At 34.7% G+C, this 19151-nt stretch carries 14 protein-coding genes; 1 reads left to right on the forward strand and 13 read right to left on the reverse strand.

Annotated elements, in window-relative coordinates; all coding sequences use genetic code 11:
- Nucleotides 1-201: 201 nt before the first annotated feature.
- On the forward strand, nt 202-600 hold the full coding sequence (locus F777_RS0113515) for a hypothetical protein (RefSeq protein WP_152530925.1): 399 nt from the start codon (nt 202-204) through the stop codon (nt 598-600).
- 17 nt (nt 601-617) lie between these two features.
- Here the strand turns inward: F777_RS0113515 and F777_RS16810 are convergent, their stop codons facing one another.
- The 13 genes from F777_RS16810 to F777_RS0113575 form a co-directional block, all read right to left on the reverse strand.
- A complete protein-coding gene (locus tag F777_RS16810; protein ID WP_152530926.1) occupies nt 618-989 on the reverse strand; it encodes a DUF1398 domain-containing protein in 372 nt (123 codons plus the stop codon).
- Between the two features lie 107 nt (nt 990-1096).
- A complete protein-coding gene (locus tag F777_RS0113525) occupies nt 1097-2800 on the reverse strand; it encodes a hypothetical protein (protein WP_026752513.1) in 1704 nt (567 codons plus the stop codon).
- A 271-nt stretch (nt 2801-3071) separates the two neighbouring features.
- Complete coding sequence (locus tag F777_RS0113530; RefSeq protein WP_026752514.1) at nt 3072-4280, reverse strand: dioxygenase family protein; 1209 nt, start codon at nt 4278-4280, stop codon at nt 3072-3074.
- A 67-nt stretch (nt 4281-4347) separates the two neighbouring features.
- Entirely contained in the window at nt 4348-5196 is an 849-nt protein-coding gene (locus tag F777_RS0113535; protein ID WP_026752515.1) for a LytR/AlgR family response regulator transcription factor, read from the reverse strand.
- Between the two features lie 168 nt (nt 5197-5364).
- Nucleotides 5365-5889: a hypothetical protein gene (locus F777_RS18250; RefSeq protein WP_201767613.1), complete on the reverse strand. Its 525-nt coding sequence runs from the start codon at nt 5887-5889 to the stop codon at nt 5365-5367.
- Between the two features lie 166 nt (nt 5890-6055).
- Nucleotides 6056-6478: a hypothetical protein gene (locus F777_RS0113545; protein WP_037369518.1), complete on the reverse strand. Its 423-nt coding sequence runs from the start codon at nt 6476-6478 to the stop codon at nt 6056-6058.
- A gap of 282 nt (nt 6479-6760) precedes the next feature.
- Nucleotides 6761-7492: an urea transporter gene (locus F777_RS16820; RefSeq protein ID WP_081720519.1), complete on the reverse strand. Its 732-nt coding sequence runs from the start codon at nt 7490-7492 to the stop codon at nt 6761-6763.
- A gap of 164 nt (nt 7493-7656) precedes the next feature.
- Nucleotides 7657-8244, reverse strand: coding sequence for a reverse transcriptase domain-containing protein (locus F777_RS18510; protein ID WP_369791990.1), 588 nt, complete (start codon nt 8242-8244; stop codon nt 7657-7659).
- Nucleotides 8141-8998: a reverse transcriptase domain-containing protein gene (locus F777_RS18515; protein WP_051408623.1), complete on the reverse strand. Its 858-nt coding sequence runs from the start codon at nt 8996-8998 to the stop codon at nt 8141-8143. Before F777_RS18515 ends, F777_RS18510 begins: the two co-directional genes overlap by 104 nt.
- A 704-nt stretch (nt 8999-9702) precedes the next feature.
- Nucleotides 9703-12021 (reverse strand): AAA domain-containing protein, encoded by a 2319-nt coding sequence (locus tag F777_RS0113560; protein WP_026752517.1) that lies wholly within the window; start codon nt 12019-12021, stop codon nt 9703-9705.
- Nucleotides 12021-17027: a sacsin N-terminal ATP-binding-like domain-containing protein gene (locus F777_RS0113565; RefSeq protein WP_026752518.1), complete on the reverse strand. Its 5007-nt coding sequence runs from the start codon at nt 17025-17027 to the stop codon at nt 12021-12023. Before F777_RS0113565 ends, F777_RS0113560 begins: the two co-directional genes overlap by 1 nt.
- A 370-nt stretch (nt 17028-17397) precedes the next feature.
- Nucleotides 17398-18300, reverse strand: coding sequence for a carboxypeptidase-like regulatory domain-containing protein (locus tag F777_RS0113570; protein WP_026752519.1), 903 nt, complete (start codon nt 18298-18300; stop codon nt 17398-17400).
- 143 nt (nt 18301-18443) lie between these two features.
- Nucleotides 18444-19145 (reverse strand): DUF4386 domain-containing protein, encoded by a 702-nt coding sequence (locus F777_RS0113575; protein WP_026752520.1) that lies wholly within the window; start codon nt 19143-19145, stop codon nt 18444-18446.
- Nucleotides 19146-19151 lie beyond the last annotated feature (6 nt).

Raw genomic sequence — 19151 nt, forward strand, 5'->3', positions numbered from 1 at the left:
TAAACACAAACTTAATAAATATTTATTGATAAACAATAAATATTTAGGTTTTAACAAAATTATCTTAGTGATTTATATAGTAAAACAGGTAGGATTTGTTATTGCGCTTTGCCTTCATGTACATTTTAGTTGCTAAAAAAGATAAAAAAAGATACCTGCTTTCCTCTGCTCTCCTTTGTGTACCCCAACACAAATGGGGAAATGAAAGGGGTGGCACTTGCCAAGAGAAGCCTGTTGAAATGGAGCTGGAAATTGGTGAGCGGGGTTTTACTCTATGTATTATTCTATATCATAGCCTGGATGATATTACAAGCGAGCCTGCCGGAACTGGATCAATTTTACAAGGGGAAGATTCCTGCATTTCAAGTGATGATATACATGCAGTTGGTTAGCACAGCACCCAAATGGAGGTATGCTGTTTTAGTGGGTATGGTCTTTTCTATTCTGGGTGGTATTGCTCCCCTTTTACCACCGAATAATTTAATGCCTGCGGTGATTCGGGTTGGGCATGGATTTGAAGTGGGGATTTCTAATTTTTTGTTTGGGTGGATTACGGGAGTGGTTTTATATAGAGGGGAAAACAATGCTAATTGGAGTTGATAATCTAAATGATAGAATTATTGAAGTATCTGCTCAATCAATAGGGCATTGCCTGCTTTATTGTAGTAGGTGCAAGTCATATTCTCCATATTGATTTCCCATTTTTCAATTCCAGTAGCTGTGCACATATTAATAAATGTCAGGAAATCTGTCTTTCCTTGCTGGTGGGCCTTTAACTCAGCTTTGAATACATCTTCGTTAACTGTATCTGCAATTTCAATAGGCTCGTATTTGGAAGGAACATTTGCTATATAGTTATTTGCTCCATGATAATTGATATGTCCATCTGAAACATAGGTTTGGTATTTGGTAACACCCAAAGATTTGATTTCCTTGATGTAAGCAGGAAAATCTGCTCCTGATTTTACTTTACTATGGGCTGCTTGAATTGTTCAACTGTAAACATAGCAGTTGAATGTAAGAAAGTTTTTAATAATTAGGTATTTATACCTTGTTTATTGGGGGATTGGTATTAGTTAGAAAAAGTCAAGTTATGCTAAGGCATTTTTACCATGACGTAATTTTTACCATCCCACTTAATCACATAATTGGTTTTACCTTTACCTCTACAAAGTTTACATTCAAGCCGATCTATGGTCTCCAATACTTTATCAGGCGAGGTTTTAGTAACCTGCTGGCTTACACTGGAGTATGTTTTAGTCCAGGTGCCTGTCTTCACATCAAAAGATTCAGACTTTAGCTGCTGAACAGGTGACGTGGTATAGGTAGTGGTTTCACCCTTTACCGATTCTCTGGTTTCCCTGTATGTATAACCGTAACCACTACATTTGGTACAAAGACTGTGACCAGTTATGTTGTGCGTTTTAGCATCTACTGACCCAATTACCAATACCGAGTCTTTAGTGAACTCATACAACCAATCTTCTGGCTTGCTGTTAGGATTATCAAATATTTCGGGCTTGGTGTAGGCGCTGGGTGCTACCCTCGAAAATACAGGGGGTACAAATATTTGACCGTTTGGATATTTCAACCCCTGTAAGTTATTCGTGTTCTCTTTATAATGTATTAACCCATTCGACAATACATAGCTATAACTTTCATTAACTGAGGGCATTGCAACCCCGGGCCCTGCCGCCTTTATCACACTTTCTCTTTTTTCACCAAAATACGACATGCTTTTTGTGCTATTCATGAGTAATATCCGGCCTGGAATATTATGGAACAAATAATCGTATGCAGTGGAATCTAAGCTCAATTTAATTCCATCGAAAATATACCATTTACCTTCTGTTGACTTCAAAAATACATCTCGGAAAAAAGTTCTGTAGGCCGTCACGTTGATGGGCAATGTCACTAGTTTAGCAGAGCGCAGGTCAAATAGTTTGAATAAATTATTTTGCTTTGCAAATGCAATACTATGGGTTTCCTTATACACCTGTTCAGGCGCATCTATACTATCATATATTGCTGGTAGAACTACTTCTGATGCTACAATTCCATATTTACCAGCTTTGGAAAACATATACATCATATCATATTTGCCATAGTTAAAATCTTTGATGATATACTTTTCATTTTTTGCATTCCCAATCCACTCCATAGGATTACCATCTTTATTTATGTAAAACTTTTTTCCATTTTTATAAACAATCCAGGTGCCTTTTTGGGTATTTTCATCTGCTTGAACCTCGTTGACTACAGATTGAAAACCTACACTATCGTACATATAATTGCTATTTTGAAAATAACGACTATCCCAGTTTCCTGCTGCCCATTTGCCGTTCTCACCCAATAACGCTATTGGATGTGCAGAGATTTTTGCAGATATGGGAGCAAATTTGAATCCCACAGCTTTGCTATTCTCTCGGAAAATGGGTTTCAAAATCTCACTTCTCAGCGACTGGGTATAGAGCATATCAATCCTTTCATAAAAGCTGGAATAATAAGTGCCCTGCCTAGCCACAAATAAAGACAAACGATACGACCTGTTGTAAGAAGGATAATAAGTGCTAGTACTCAACAAAACCAGAGTATCATATATAGGAGGCACAATCCATGGCCGAGTTAATGGTTCATTGTCTAATTTACCTTTGCGTTTAGGAGGCTCAGGCAAAGGAAGGTCAATATTCACAGCGCCATATTTTCCATTTTCCTTCTCTATGCTGATTGATGCAAATTCCTGAGCTGATAATGTAGAGGCGCAAAGACATAATAGGAAGAATTTTATTAAGATTCTCATATTATAAGTTTAGTATTAAAAGGATATACTGAATAATAGTAGTTGTGTTATAATATACACGTCCAAATTTGGGGAAGTTTGGCAGGAAAATATTCTGCTACTGGCTTGGACATCATAGAATTTATTTGCTATAACAAGTTACTGAAGATCTTCGAAATGCCAAAGATGATGAGCATTATACAAGATCAAGTTGCTTAAAGCCTTTTGTTGAGGCAGGAAGGCGGGAGTTGGTTAGCACAGCACTAAATGGAGGTGGGTGGGTTCTTCTTTGTCAGTAGTGTTTTGGTTCAGATAAGTTGAAGTATTCGCTTTTTGTTTTGTCTAATATTGTTGCAATTAATCTAAAATTGTCTGCCGTTGGTTTTATATCAATGAATTTGTCAATAATTGTTCTGTGTCTGTAAATAACAAATGTGTTTTCAACTGATGGATTTATTTTGTTCAAATTTACTTCGGTTTCTGTGTCTGTCATTGAAGGCACAAAAGTTAGAGCAACATTTTTTAAGTTTAGTTCAAGTCCAATATTTTCTAATTCTTTTTGTCGTTGGTCTTTGTTATAATTCTTTTCGTTTCCGTAAACAAAATAAGCTTTTAAGTATTTACTCCGTGTTACACTTTCTTGCTCTAAAAAAGTAAGCCATTTTTTAATGTCGGCCCAATTTGGATTGTTGCCAACAAAGTAAACAATTCCGTGAAACCGTCCATATTTGCAAACTGGGCAAGTTCTTGTTCCTTTATCAGGTCCAAAGGCGTGAAATGGCATAAATGAAGGTTGATCTTCACCTATGTTTAAACCCGACTGAATATCTACTTTGTTTATAGTAGGATAATCAGGAATATTTAAACCCAATACAATATTGTGTTCTGCGATTTGAATGTTACCGTCCAATACAATTCTTAACAATTCAGTTCCTGCTCTGTCAAGTTTGCCATACCTTTTCTTATGATTTAGATACAATGGGTCATCATCAAAATAAAGGTCAGCAAAATATTCGTTGGCGATGTCTGGTTCTTTTATGGATAAGTGAATGTGCTGGGGAATGTTATCATTTGGATAAGCGGCAGGTCTACTTGTTTTGATTGTATAGTTTCCATTCTTGTCAGACTTAACCCAACCACGTAACTTGCCGTGTTCCTTTGCTTTTTTTGGTGTTTGGTTGTTTGATGAATACAAACCTTTATCGTCAGTATGCCAATAGTATATAATGACCTCAGATGCGGGTGTTCTGCCATCAAGTTGAAAAACTTTACCTGTCAAAATGAGTTTTTGTTTGCCCTCAGTCCAACCTGCACTTGTATGCTCAGCAAGAATTTTTTCGGGCATACCAACATACATAATTTCACAGCCATCGCAGCCTCCACCAACTATAGCTTTTGTTGTATTTAAATTTTGTTTTGCTGTTTTGGTATCTGTTTGCCCGTTACAGCTTAATAAAGTGGTAAATACCGCTAATAAAATGAAATTTGCTTTTATGCCCATAATTATGATTTTTTACAAATTTCACATTTGCAATACAGACAACCTGAATGGATGTAGTAAGGCGATGTTATTCTGTTGTCAAACGATGACTTTTGGTGAACAGGTCTTTAAAATTAGCAGCAAAATTTCTGCTTAATCTGAGTTGTGTGCCATTTTTCATTGTCAAATCATAATCTCCGTTAAGCCTGGTTGAATATGAAGCAACCATAGCAATATTTACAATTGTAGATTTATGCACCCTTACAAACTGCCCAGGATTTAGCTTAGCTGAAATGGATTTCAATGTTTCATTCTGTAAAAATTTTTTAGATGTAAGGTGAATATTTATATATGGGGAGTTTGAAGAAAAGTATACTATTTCCGAAACCATAACGGTGAGTTTTTTATGCCCTTCAGATACTACAACCGTATTGATAAACTGGTTTGTAAGATTTTCAATTTTCGTATCAGTGAGGGCTTCTGCCAGATTTTTATTTCTCGTAAAAAACTGAAAAGCTAAAGCTGGGATTGAATAAATTAACATCAGCAGATATAGATGTTCAGATATTGTATATCTTAATGTTTGATAAAATGAATAAGTGTGATAGTAAAATACTTTTGAAAGCACCCAAACTAAAAACGGAAATGTAAGCAGATGAAAAATGATAGGTAAAATAATTACAGCTACTTGAAAATTTAATTGGGTTATGTTTTTATGCCTAATGGCAAAATACTGCATAAATAATAATGGAGCAAAAAGCCACCAAAAAGAACTGAACATAAATGCTTCTGAAAAATAAAATGCTGAATTTTTAAAATGTGCCCGTAAAAAGTCTTGTGTCAATGCCAATATTGCAGAAATAAATACAAGCTGTGTTAAAACAAGAATTACCCGCTTGTCTGTTATATTGAGTTTTATTGAAAGAATTCTGTTCATAATCTTTAGAGTGTCGCTTTAGGGTTGCACATAACGAGCAGGTATTTACGAAGGCTGGAAAATAGACTTCCGTCCGACCTGGCTACCCGAAGCTAAATTTATAGATAAAAGTTGAAACACGGCTTACGTCCGCCCAGCTTTTGCAAATACCAATGTTGTGCGTTCGCTTTATTCACTCAGTCTTAAATGTCGTGTCAATATTTTTTCAAGTTCTGTCAAACTAATATTGTCAAATTCACCTGCAGGCGAATATGGGATTTCATTGTCCACAGATGGATTTTCTAAAGCAAGGAAGTAATTATTGTCTATGTCGCTTATTGTTGAGATATATGCCAAATACTGTCCGGTCTTATCTGTCAAACCTATAGCTTCCTTATCTGCTTCCCAATGGTCATTAATTACAATATTTGTCTCTCCGTATTTATTTTGCAAAAACTCCAAAACGTAAATTATTCTCTTGCTTTTGTTTAAGTGTTTGTCCTTGAGTTTATGTATGTACTCAGACTCTTTGCCATTCCAAAAGCATTTGATGCATCTTCCAGTTTCAAACTGATGCTCACAGTTTTCATAACCGTATAGAATGTGTGAACACTCCGGACATAAACTAGTCATTTCAGAACTGTCAGAGTAATATTCGCTATTGCATTCGTCACAGGTGTTGATGTTTCTATTTGATGATAAGTTATTGTCCATTTGCAGGTTGTCAAAAGTGACGCACAACGGTTTGTCGCTTGCCGCAGTGGGGGATTTCGGAGCACTTCACTGTCAACCAAGCACAAATGGTGATAGAAACACTGCACTTGATTTAACCACGTCGGCCCCATTGCGGTAAACGGCTGTTACCAGCTGTGGTTCCTTCTCAGTCATTTTTGTATTTAACTATTCTGTTTTTTTCGATTTCATTTGAAACATTTAGTTCAATGTAAACAAGTCCAATAATAATGGCTATTTCCCCTACAAAGTATGCTGTCCCAATAGTTGTAAGTTGAGGGTAGTAGAAAATTAGAAGACCAATAGTCAAGACACAATAAAGCAAATTAGCAATGCTAATAACCTTAATAAAAGGTGTCCAGTTCGCTTTAATCACAAAAAAGCAAGTCGTTGAATAAATACAGAAAAAAACTGCAATTACTGATAGACAAGTCAATATTCTTTCCGGCATTCCAAAGTACTCATTGAAATTTCTCAATACTACAAACAATAAAAAGGCGGCAGTCAAAGCTCCTATACTGTCTATTAGGAACAGTTTTTTGGGTTCTGAGGACAATTGTTTTATAACCATACTACTGTTCAACTTTACATTAAAAAGGTAATTTTTTATTTGTTTTTATGCACTGTTCGTGTTAGCGGTAGTTTATCTTTGCCACACTTTTGGTAATATATGTTCGCTCAATGTTCAGTTAATTAATTTGATTGTTACTCAATCTAAAGATAGTTTTCAAAACAAATGTCGTGCAGGATGCAGCAACAAAGGGAAATGTAAGTTGGGGGTAAATCATATTGGACATCAAATGGCTAATGATTGAAGCAAGTGCAACGGAAATTAAAACCCAAATTCCATCTTTTATTTATTGCCAGCAAAAGCAATCGAACATAAAACTGCATTATAACTTACTAAACCCAAATTAACATTTTCAATGGGAACAGAAAAGGGTTGAGATATAAATACAGCCATTACTGCACCCGCAAGTCCATATAATGCTGCAAGAGGCGAGTTGATAAATACGGCAACAAAGAATATTGCACCTGCAACCATATTGTCTTGGAAAATAACCTGTCCATATCCTCTAAAGGCAAATCCGAAATCAGTTTCGTGATAAGCATTTGCAGTAGATGGGATAATGTTAAACTCGGGTAAAAAATGATTAATGATAAACAGTATTGCCCAAGTTACTAATACAAATGGTAAAGTAAAAACGGTTATTCTCTTCGTTATAAAAAAGTGCTGTATAACCGTTGAAATGATTGCACCTATAATAATACAACACCATATAATCAGTGTCGGTTTACAGAATAAAATTATGGCTGCTCCAACTAAAGCAGCATTAAACCCATAAAGTCCTTTGTTTATATCGTTTGTATCAAACTTAAAAAGGTTGGCTGCAAATGTCGCTACACAAACTGAAATGATTACAGCTATTCCCATATTGATTGAACCAATAAGAATTCCAACTAAAAACAGCAAGCCAGTTATTGCATTGTCTTGGAGCATTATTTGTCCCAAGCCCTTTAAAGATTGATTTATCAATGCAAATTGTGTAACAGTCTTTCTATAAGTCGAGTTGTCTGATGTCATATTTTGCTGCTGTTCTTGGCTTCTTCCGTGAATGTTGCGTCATCTAAAATTACCGCTAATCGAGTCACGCAAGGGATTTTCACCCTTACGTTCTCACGGAACCGTGCTTGATAGTCTCCCATCACACGGCTCTTCTTGTTTATAAATCACAAGTTAATTATAACTTACGGATGTGCCACTTGCCAGTGTGGGAATAATTGAGGATTGAGTTTGTATTGTATTTGCAACCATTTAATTGCTGCTCTTACCCCCAAACCCTTTTCCCATTTAACCCATTTTAATAGTCTCGCATTTAATTGTTTCCAGACATAGTTCATATGACCACTTGAGAACTTATGAAAGTAATTCATGATTCCCCGTATTTGTGGTGTTAAATATTGGGCTAAAGTTACAAGTGGTTTTCGCCGCTTGTGTATATTCCAATCTTTAAACTTTTCCAGTAAACTAGTCCTGGATTTAGTACTAATGAAGATGCTTGGAACAATCAAAACCTTTTCTTTAAACTTTACACAATTGGGGCGTATAGTGAATCCTAAAAAGTCAAAGCCTTTGGGGTATTTCTTTTCTGAATACCCTCTCAGATTGACTATTCTTGTTTTGGTAGGGTGTAAGGTTAGTTTACACTTCTCCATTCTCTGTTTGATTTTGTTAAGCACAAATATTGCTTGTTTCTCCGTCTTGCAATGAACTACTATATCGTCTGCCATATCGTTCAAATGGCTTTTCTGGATGTTCCTTTGCCATCCACCCATCAAATACTACATGTAGAAAAATATTTGCTAATAACGGACTAATTACTCCACCTTGTGGTGTACCCAACACAGTTCTTGTGGCTTTGCCATCCTGCTCTATTATTCCCGCTTTTAACCATCTCTCTACATACAATTGTACCCATTTGTCTTTGCAGTAATGTGCAACCGCAGTCATTAATAGTTCATGATTAATGGTATCGAAGAAGCCTTGTATGTCGATGTCTATCACAAAATCGTGATTAAAACAATTACTGTTGGCTTTTGCAACAGCATCGTGACAGCTTCGATTGGGTCGATATCCGTATGACCCCTCATGAAAAACGGGTTCCACCTGCAATTCTAAATGTTGCTTGACAACTTGTTGTGCTATGCGGTCCATGATAGTCGGAATGCCTAAACTTCTTATTCCACCATCTTTCTTTGCAATAGCAACTTGGCGAACAGGTGCTGGAAAATATGATCCTGAAGAAAGTCTGTTCCATAGCTTGTATAATAATCTATATGCATTTTTGTCTACATACTCCCATGTCATACCATCTAAGCCAGCACTCCCTTGATTGGCTCTTACTTTCTTGTAAGCCTGCCACACCATTAACTTGGTAATTGGTTGTGATTTTGTCTCAAAATAATCTGTCATCCCATTACTGGTTGTAAATTGGTTTTGATAACTAAACAAGCTTAATCCTTCGCTCCACTTATTTTCATAAGCTTCCTCACTACTATGATTAAGTCTGCCGCCATTGCTTCGCCTCATCCAAAAGCGTTTGTTCCTCTTTCGATTTTACAAAACAACAATGACTTCACTTGTTCCATAAAACAGCCTGTAATACAGTCCTGCCAACTTAACCCCGGATGTCGTGTAACCTATAATCTGGTATTCATTACACTCTATTCGTAAACACAAACGTAACTGCTTACTTTCGACATCGCTATTGCCCTTACGAGGCTTCATCATTGGTTCACTTGCGTTCAGCTCTTGTATTACGCACCTACAGAAATCATCGTTTCTGTTTTTCTTTATCGCTCACTACAAAATCGTTTCCAATTATTGCAGCATAAAGTGGTTTGAAAACTACTCCAGAAAGTCGTCTTCGGAAGACCGTCATTTCTCCCTATTATCAGAGAAATGCTTCCATCTGTTTTACAGCATTTAAACATTAATCTCAATAATGCTTAATTCAAGTCACACACGTTTTGGCGCTTGGCGCAGTGGCGGATTTCGGAGCACAAAACTGTCAATACACCACAAAAGTTGATGCGAGGTAGAATGTTCAATTAACCACGACACCCGCCATTGCCGCCAAACGCCTGTTGTGTGCTGCCCTTCTGTTTTATATGTCTGCTTGTCAGTCATTTAGTTTGTATTTTTGTCGTGCGTTGGCTTGGTGGCTCTTTTGCAAAACTTGGCTTTGGCGTTGGGCTTGTGCGGTTTTGCAAATGTGCCACCAATAGTCTTGGCTAATATCTCGTTTGTTTTAAAAAGTCCTTTAATGTTATTGTCGTTATGCCGAAACCTTTTGATTTAACTTGTAAACCGTTGTCAGATGTCAGCATAATTGGATTTTCGTCTATATATCTTAGTGCGACCGATAAAATAAAGTTATCAGGCGATTTTTTGTCAAAGTCGCTTGGTAGCAGAGTCAGGTCGGCTGTGTTCATTTTAATATTTCGTTTGTCAAAACTGTCATTGATTTGTTTAATTGCCTTTTGAACATTTTTCTTATGTTCTTCTGATAGCGTAACTTTCAATTTATCTAACTCGTCAATGACTTTTGCCGATAAAATGACTTGATATTTCTTGTCAATTTTAGAAATGATGTCGGGATAATCAACAAAAACATTCGTGTCAATTATGTAGATATTTTCTTTGTCTTTTTTGATTTCCTTTTTGGGCTTTTCAAATTTTGAAAGGTCTATTGTTCCAAGAACTTTTAAACCAACATTTCTTTCAGTTTCGGTTTTTGCCTCAGTAGTTTCTGTATTTTCTTTTTCAACTGGCTCTTGTTTAGCTTCGCTAATGTTTGAAATAGCCAAACCGTCAAATTGAATGTAAAATGAAAATTCTTCGTCAAGTTTTTGAAGATACGTTTTTACTTCATTGTCAATTTGTGAACGTGTTAAAACTCCTTTGTCCGTGATAATAAGTGTGTGTCGTTTTGAGCGACTTGTTGCCACATTGAAAAGTCTGTTTTCTAATGAACGATGATAACTTGAATTTGGAACAACAAAAATTGTCACGTCAGTTGTCAAACCCTGAACTCTTGAAACCGTTTCAATCAATAAATTATTATGATAGCCGATTGTTTGAAAAATTGCTTTTTGTAATGCTTTTGTAGTTTCAACAAAGTATGTCAGTACTGAAATATGTAATTTTTCGTTGGTTTCTAATAGGTGTTTTACAATGTCAGTTGCGAGTTTCAAGGCATTCGTTGGTTTGAACTCGCCAGCTTTTAAATCTGTTTTTATTAAAGTCGGACCACCATTTGGATTGAATAACCTTCCAAAATCAATGTCCATTTCCGAATAAGAAAGGCGAATATCTTTTTTGGCCCTTGAATGCAAACTGTCTTTATAGAACAATCCTGAATACTTTGCTGCTCTGTCCGTTAAACGATGTGTTTCAGTTAGCTGAAATATTGGTATAGATGCTGTTTCAGAAAGTGCTTTTAAGCCGTCAACCAAAGCACCGTAATTTTTACGGCTCACTTTATCATCGCTTAATGAAACAACAGGCGGTAACTGTCTTGTGTCTCCAATCCAAATATTTTTCTTTCCTAAAAGTTTTGCACCGCCAAACATTCCGAGTAGTGCCTGACTTGCTTCATCAACAATTACGTAGTCAAAAGGTGGCTCATTAAAAGTTTTTGCTGCTTGTCCGCTGGTTATGAAAAACGTTGATAGAATTAAATTGTAAGGTTGGGGACTAACTTCTTTTGTTTGCTGTAAATCTTTAAATGTTTTTGCTTCGTCAGCCGAAAGTTTTGTTTTGTAAATACGATGTTCTTCCAATAGACTTTGTAAAGCTAGCTTCTCAACTATTTCAATTAAAGCTCTATTGGTTAATGCTGTTACTAATACAGATTTTCCTTGATTACAAAGTCGTTCGCAGATTTCAGCAATCAAATATGTTTTGCCCGTCCCTGGCGGACCTTGAATAATTAGACTGTCCTGCAAAGCCAATTGAGATAAAACAAAGTCAGCAATGTTGTTTTTATTGTCAAGAAGTGAGGGTGTCCAATCGGAAACTTGAAAATCTTGGTCAAAGATTTTATTTACCGATTCATTGTTTTGGTTTTGAACAATGCTTTGAAGATTTGCAATGTATTCAAATGGGGGTTTGTTTGGCCCCAAAAGAAGTATCATTCCTTCTGCTTCTTGTATGTGAATTGCAAATTCAAGTTCCACACCTCTGAAACCTGCAATGCTGAAATCTTTTTCGTTTGATGGTGCTTGCCAAATGCAAACAATTTCAGAATAGTTTGTTTTTGCTTTTATTAAATCGCCATAAGTTTTATTTCCCCAATCTCTGTAGTTTCTAAGTTCTTTTGGAACTGTAAAACAGTAAAGATATTCGCCTTGTCTTGGTATTCCTCTTGTGTTGGGGAATTTTAGAATCATTTCTCCGTCTTTGAACGTGAGAAATTGAGCAACAAAAAGTTCTTCACGGTCTTGCAAAAGAAAAAGTGCAGAAGTGTCTAACTTTTGCTTGTAGGCTTCTGTTTGTGCCCGAAGCTCTTCTTCTAAAAATCTTATATGTTCTTCTCGGCTGTAAATCATTAAAGCAATAGGTTTTTATCGTCAGCAGATAGTTCAATTGAACTTGGATTTCTTTCATTTAACCCAAATTCTTTAAAGAAATCCGTTGTGCTGATTGGTGCGTTGAATAAAAAGTGTGTCTCAGGTAAATACTTTACCATTTGTGCAAACGCTTTCAAATTTGCTTTTACAGCAAAGGCTTGTGTATTAAACCTTAAATGAAACTTGTCATTGTTATTAATTAAGTCATCCAATGTAACATTGAAAACTCTTTGACCACTTAAAACAACAAAAAGTTGGCTATCGTCTTCGGATAGTGCTAACCATTCAGATGGATTGAAATATATGGTTCCACCTTTGGCACTTTTTGTAACTATTTTTATTGAGTTCCCATTAGGGTTAATAATGCCATCTACAATCGTATATCGTATTTTAATATTATTAGGAATCTTATAACCCTTTGATCTTAAAGTTGCAAAAATCTGTTCTTGTGCCTCTTCTTGGATGCCAATCCGAGTCCTTTCATCTGTATTGTCAAGTAAATCTGAAGTTGGAATATCTTCCTCATTATCGTCATATTCTCCTCGTCCCCTAGATTTTGCTACTTGGCTTCTTAATCTCCGATTTTCTTCTTCAAGCTCCTTTACTCTTGCGAGACCTTGATTTGTCAAAGCTTTTATACTATCAGCATCAATAATACCCTCTTCTGCTGCCAATTGAAGAAGTAATAAAGGAGACTTTAGACTATTACAATAAAATATATCTGAGTCTTCATCATACCAAAAATCCTCTTTCGAATCTTGTGCTATTATTGAGTCGTTGTATTCTAACTTATATGGAATATGACCAGCAATAAGTTGAACCTCAAAAGAATCATCTTCTTCTTTCCATTCTATGTAATTTCTGTCATCCCATTCTTCAGATATTTCGCTTAATTTATCAGTATCAATAGACCAGTAGTCGTCTAAATCCCAATTTAGAGCATTTAGAATAGCATTAAGAATCTCAACTTTTTCAGATTCTTCAATCCATTTATCCTCCCATATTTTCCCTACACAAAGCCATTCCAAGGTGTTTTCCAGAAGTTGAGTATTTAGAGATTCACTATTGGTAATTTCATCAGGCGATATTTCAATGTCTCCAACCAAAGATCTTCGTAACTTTAGAATATCTGAATTATCGTGATTTATTCCTAATACCGATAAAAATTTGGCTTTATCATTCGAATCAGACCACTCGATCAGCCAATCAGGAGTTTGCTCTGATTTAAGAAAATAATCGAAATCATCTGAAAGAATAATTTGAGAAGGGATAAAACCGATTATTTGGTTAGTTTCAGTATCCCCAAATTTGCTCCAGTCACTAATTGCCTCAAAGTCTCTTTTGCTGTCTTTACCTCTTTTATTATATTCAATAAATAAAAATTCAAATAATTCTATACATTTTTTAACATCAAGTTCTTCATCTAAATATTTACAAAGTAGATTACCATCATCATCAAAAGTTGGCTTGAAAAGAAAAACACAATCATCGCTAATTTTAAAGATAGGATGCTCGTCTTTTAATTTTAGGATTTTTGCCAACCCTTCATATTTATTTGAAATAGTTGCTGTTTCATTGAGAAATGAGTAATTCTGAACATACCAAATTTCATTTATAGAATAGGCTGTTTCATTTGTGGCGTAGATTTGGAAATCACCAAAGTTACTCCAGCTATTTGTAGCTTCATAAAACAAAGCAAATGCAACTTGTTCAGAATTTATTAGGGTTTTGTCCTCGATAGTTTCTAGTAAATCACCTGCTATTTTCTCAATCAGGTCATCATCTCCAATTTCAACACTAAATAGACTTCCTGTTTTGGTTTTTGGAAGTTCAAGTTTTTTAAGCTTTGAGATTAAATCTTCAAGAATTTTAGTTTTTGTGAAATTATCTGAATTGGGTAGTATTTCCGATACTTTAAGCGAATAAATTTTATCATCAATATCAAATTGAATTTCATTGCTTGAGGTTATTTCAGAAAGCCTAAACTCAATGTCATTTCCTTCAATTACGAATTTTGCTTTGATATTTTCAAAATCATCATCCTCAAAATGCTGAATAATGTTTGAAATAAGTAAGAATTCAAAACTGTCATTAGTAATATGCTTATCTGAATTTAATCGAATCTCATTCAATTCTGATATATAAGACTTGATAACTTCCTTATGCTTCAATAGAGGTAGAAATTCTTCTACCAGTTCGTGAATATTATCTAGGTCAGCTATTATTCTTTCAAATAATTCTTGATTTCGTAAAACGCCATCTAAAGTCCTGTAATCTTCAATTGATTTTGGAAGCAGGACAAAAGTGTCTGACAAATGTTCCTCAATGAATTCTACCAATTCATCATCCGTTGAGTAATACTGTGTTTTATTGCTATCAACGGTAATTGCTACTTCATCTCCACTTTCTGAAAATGTTACTTTAGAAAATATTTTAGTTTCAGTTTTTTGGCAATAACGAAGTAATTCAAATGCCTCATTTATTTCTAAATCTACATCATTGAGATGGTCCAGAAGTTTGTCGTTTTCGGTTTGAAATGGCTGTTGTGAAAGGAACTTTAGAATTTGCTGGCTAGGTGTTTTATAGTCAGTTACTTTTTGAATGGCAGAAGATAAATTCAGATAATCATTTATAGATAGAAATGAATCATTGTAAAATACTTCACTGTTCTCACAAAACTCATTTTCAGAAAATATGTAACGCTGTTTTGTTAAACTTTTTCCTCCATGTGTTTCGTGATTGTAATATTTAAGTATTGTAGAGTAGAAGTTGCCAATCGTTGTTTCGTCAAATTCATTATCATCAATTATTTCATTCCATTTGGGGAAAATAATTGAAGGATATATTTCTTCTTGTTGGACTAAGAAATCCTCTAATTCTTTGAAATATTCCTCTTTTTTAATTTGATACTTACTTAACCAATATTCAACCTTTGATGAAGTAGTAATTAACTCACCAATCGGCTTTATTTCGTTCTCAGAAGTAGAAAATATCTCCCATTCTTTTAATGCTTTGGAACCAACATTATGTAATTCTTTCACAGATAGAAACAGTTTCTTTTTTTCTGCTTCTTCTAAATCATTCTCCTTTGTTGCTGGTTTTATGTAATCCTCAAATACAGTCTTTTCACTGATAACCCTTAGGTATGAAATTTTTTCTGATGCCTTTTTACGGATTATATCAAAATTTGATAAATCTATTTCGGTAGTGACTAAGTCAAGCTTGTTCAGAATTTGTGAAACGTCAAATATTTTATCAAATAAAGCTATAACTGTTTTAGAATTGGATATTTCATTTATTGAATAGAAATCTCCGTCAGAGCATTTCAAGAATTGAATTTCAAAGAAATTATCATCAGGAATACTTTCATCAATTTCATTTAGAAATAATTCTATTTCTTTCTCATCTGCATTTCTTAGCCATTCGTTTACTTTATCAACATTTGCATTTTCTATTAATGTGGCTATGTTCCATTTCTCTAAATCAAGTTTATTAGACTTACGAGCCTCTTTGACTAACTCCTTGTCATCTTTTACATTCCAATAAAACCACTGCTTATCTATTCCAAAATCAATTGGGTTTATATCTAGTTCAGTTCCTTTAATCAACACATCAGTGTTTTGAAGAAAATCACCATTATGGCAAGGAACATTTCCTTTGAAGTATTCGATTAGTGGAAGAAGAAACTCATTAACAACCAACTGGCTGTTTTGTCTCTGTGATATTTCGGAGAAAATTATCGCTTTGAAAATATCTCTTGCTTTTGCTTTATCATTTATTTGAAAGTCATCAGATAGTAAATCCTGGATGTGTTGGGTTAGGAATTGGAATGTATGAATGTTAGATTCCCCTTGGTCGTCTAATTTCGTTCTATCTGTAACCTTAGCAAATGAACTAGCGTGAATTAAAAATGACAATCCGTGAGATTCGTTCCTCATCGGAAAGAATTGATAAATATTAGGTGCACCCTTTAAAGTTTCAAATTCGCCCGATTTGTAACCAAACATAATTTCGATAGGACATTCTGGAAATTCAGGGTCAATTGTTTTGAATGCATCTTCGTTTGGAAAGATTTTGACATCAATTCTTTCTATCGGAATTCTCGTTACAATTTCTTCTTGGAGAATTACAGTTTCAAGAGTCTTTAATGTATTAAGTGAATAACCAATTCCTGAATTAATGTTTTTAAGTGATTCCTCAAGTTTTTTGTGTTTATTCTGTCCAAATTTCAAGAAGAATATTGAACCATTTTCAAGGTTTAGTTCGTCCAATTTCCCTTTGTGTTTCAATAAAAATGTTTTTAGTGCCTCCAGTTCTTCATTATTGTAAATAACGATTTCATTAAAATCGAGACCTTTGACTTTTTCATTCGGCATTGTAGGAAAACAAGTTAGGGAAATTTTAAAAAGCCAAGGGGAGTCCTTACCATTTAAATCATTGTCGTGAGAAAAAATAGGATTTGTATCAGAATTAATAAAATCATCGTATTGTGATTTTTTGAACCAACTTAAAATAACTGGACCGTGTAAATTTTCAATCAACTCTTTTGCACCATCTGATTTTCCAACTAACCTATGAACGAGTTTAAAACCTATCCCGTATCTTCCTATTTTTTCACAATTCTGTTTTTGACTTTTATCTGCTTTAGTTCCTTGAAATGAATTTAAAATTGCTTCAACATCTTTTACTGTAAATGGCTGCCCGTTATTAATGATCATAAAATAATCTTCATCATAAATAACAGCACAGTTGCTCGAATTGCTATCGGCAGCATTTTGAAGAAATTCATAAATAGCTTGCTCATCTTGAGCGTTTTGTAGTTTAGGGGTTAGGTCAGCTTTTATATCGTGAACAGTTCCATTTACAATCCTATAAAAACCATTCACGCCATTGTGACTGGTTCCAATAAAGTTTTCATCAAAGCCGTTAAAGCCTTCCTTTTCTTTCCAATAATTTCTAAACTTGGATATATCCTTAATCTTCATCTTTTGATTTCTGCTGTTAATAATTAAATGCTGTTATGGACAATGAATCTGTGCGTTGGGGCAAAGGCAAATGTGCTGCATTGCGTTGGCTTTGAGCTTGGGATGCAGCTCTTTTGATTTTGCTGAAGCGTTGGCATTTTGTTTTCATTTTTCTGTTCGTTTTCTGTCGGTCGTGTCGTCTTTTAGGGTTGCACACAACGTTCGGGCTTTACGCAGGTTGGGAATAGTTGTTCCTACTGCTGGCTTGGCCACTAAAAAACGCGATTAGCTGAAAGCCAAATTACTGAAGTTGATTAGCACTACCAAAGCTGATGGGCCATTGCTGAAGCCCAAATTGCGTAAAGCCTATTGTTGTGTGCGATTCTCTTTGCTAATATTTGATTGTAGCTGAAATGGAAATACTGGATTTATGATTCAATTTAACCATCGAACGCCAGATATTTTTATAATCAAGCATCCAAACTTCAATTTTTGAACTTTCATTGTCTGTCCAACCTATGCTGGGTCTATAAGTAATATTCTCTATTTCCCTTCCATTGATCTTTACTTTATTTCTACTTTCATTATATGGTATTTTAAGCCATTCTATCGAAACAAAGAAATCTTTTGCTGGTATTCTGATTCTATATTTTTCAAGATTTACGTTCACAATTTTTTTGTGAGATTTTACTTCAATTATTTGGTCACATAAATCTTTTGAGGGAGACCCTGTTAAAGTGTCCATATCATATATACGAACTCGAAATTTAGTTTTTTCTGGATAAAGCAAAGCATTACTCATTCTGCATATTCTTATACTAGTCAACAATGCATTTTCATCATTTACATGAAAATGCTGTGCTAATTGAGTTAAGAAACCACTTGTCGTAATAAAATTATTACCACAATTAGTGAAATCATTTAGCGTTTCAGTTGTCCAATCTTTCTTGTTTTTAACGATAACATCAGTTAAAATAGATACTTGTTCATTCAACTCTATAACAAGATTCACTGTATTATTACTTTCTAAAGAGAACTTATGTGTCGAATATCCAATGCACGAAATAATTAAAGTATCATTCTGAATGTTTGAATTTGAAATAAACGAAAAAATACCATCCTCATTAGCATTTGTTCCAATATTCGCTTTTAACAGTCCAACTGTCGCAAATGGAATTATTTTTTTACTCTTAGCATCTATAATTTTACCTTGCAGAGTTACTTGACCTAATAAACATAAGGGAGAAAATAAAAAAATATTAAAAGTCTCATTATCATTCAATAAAGCACACAACGGCTACGTATTGGCGATGGTGGGTAATTTGAAAAACGTTAGCTCAACATTTGCACAAATGTCCAATAGAACTACAAATGTTGAGTTTACAACTGTCAGCCCCACTATTGCCAATACGATGTTGGTGGCTGGCGTTTTTGTCATCACGTTGTTTTTTTGTCTTTTGCACCCATAATTAGAAGCCATAAACAAGTTCCAATTTCGCCAATACTTGCTGGTAAACTTATGTATGATGATATTCCAAATTTAAAGTAGTTATCAATTAGAGTGTGTCCCAAGAAATTTATTAAGTATCCAAAACAGCCAAGCATTAGTAATACTCCTAAAATTTTAGGCAAGAAACCTGATTTGAAAACTAAATAGCCGAAAGGAAACAACCAAAGTCCTGAAAATATGTGAACAATTCGCATACCATTGTCATATTGGTCGAGATACAGCATTACTTGTGATTGGATTTGCTCTGCTGATAATCCTAACTTACTTTGTCCGCCTGTAATGAGCGAAAGAATTGAAAATAAGTTTTGAACATTCAAGAAAAATGTGGGGACACTCAAAACCGCTAAAAGCACCATAAGTTTTGCATAATTTTCATTTACAGGTTTCAATAATTTGTACAGTACAAGTGGTAAGAAAAGAAAAAATGTATAACATAAAAGTCCTCCAACTATTCCGAACCTAAAAAGTGTTTGAGATGAAGCAATATTTTGATAAATTAAAGCAGTATCGTCAGTGTTAAAAAGTTTAGAAGGCACATACATTAAAGTAAAAATACCTGTTACTACAACCCCTAAATATAAAAGTCCCGCAATTCTTGCTAATTTTTTGTTTGAGTAGTCAGATGCCATAATTCG

Source organism: Sediminibacterium sp. C3 (assembly GCF_000508085.1).
Lineage (GTDB): Bacteria > Bacteroidota > Bacteroidia > Chitinophagales > Chitinophagaceae > Sediminibacterium.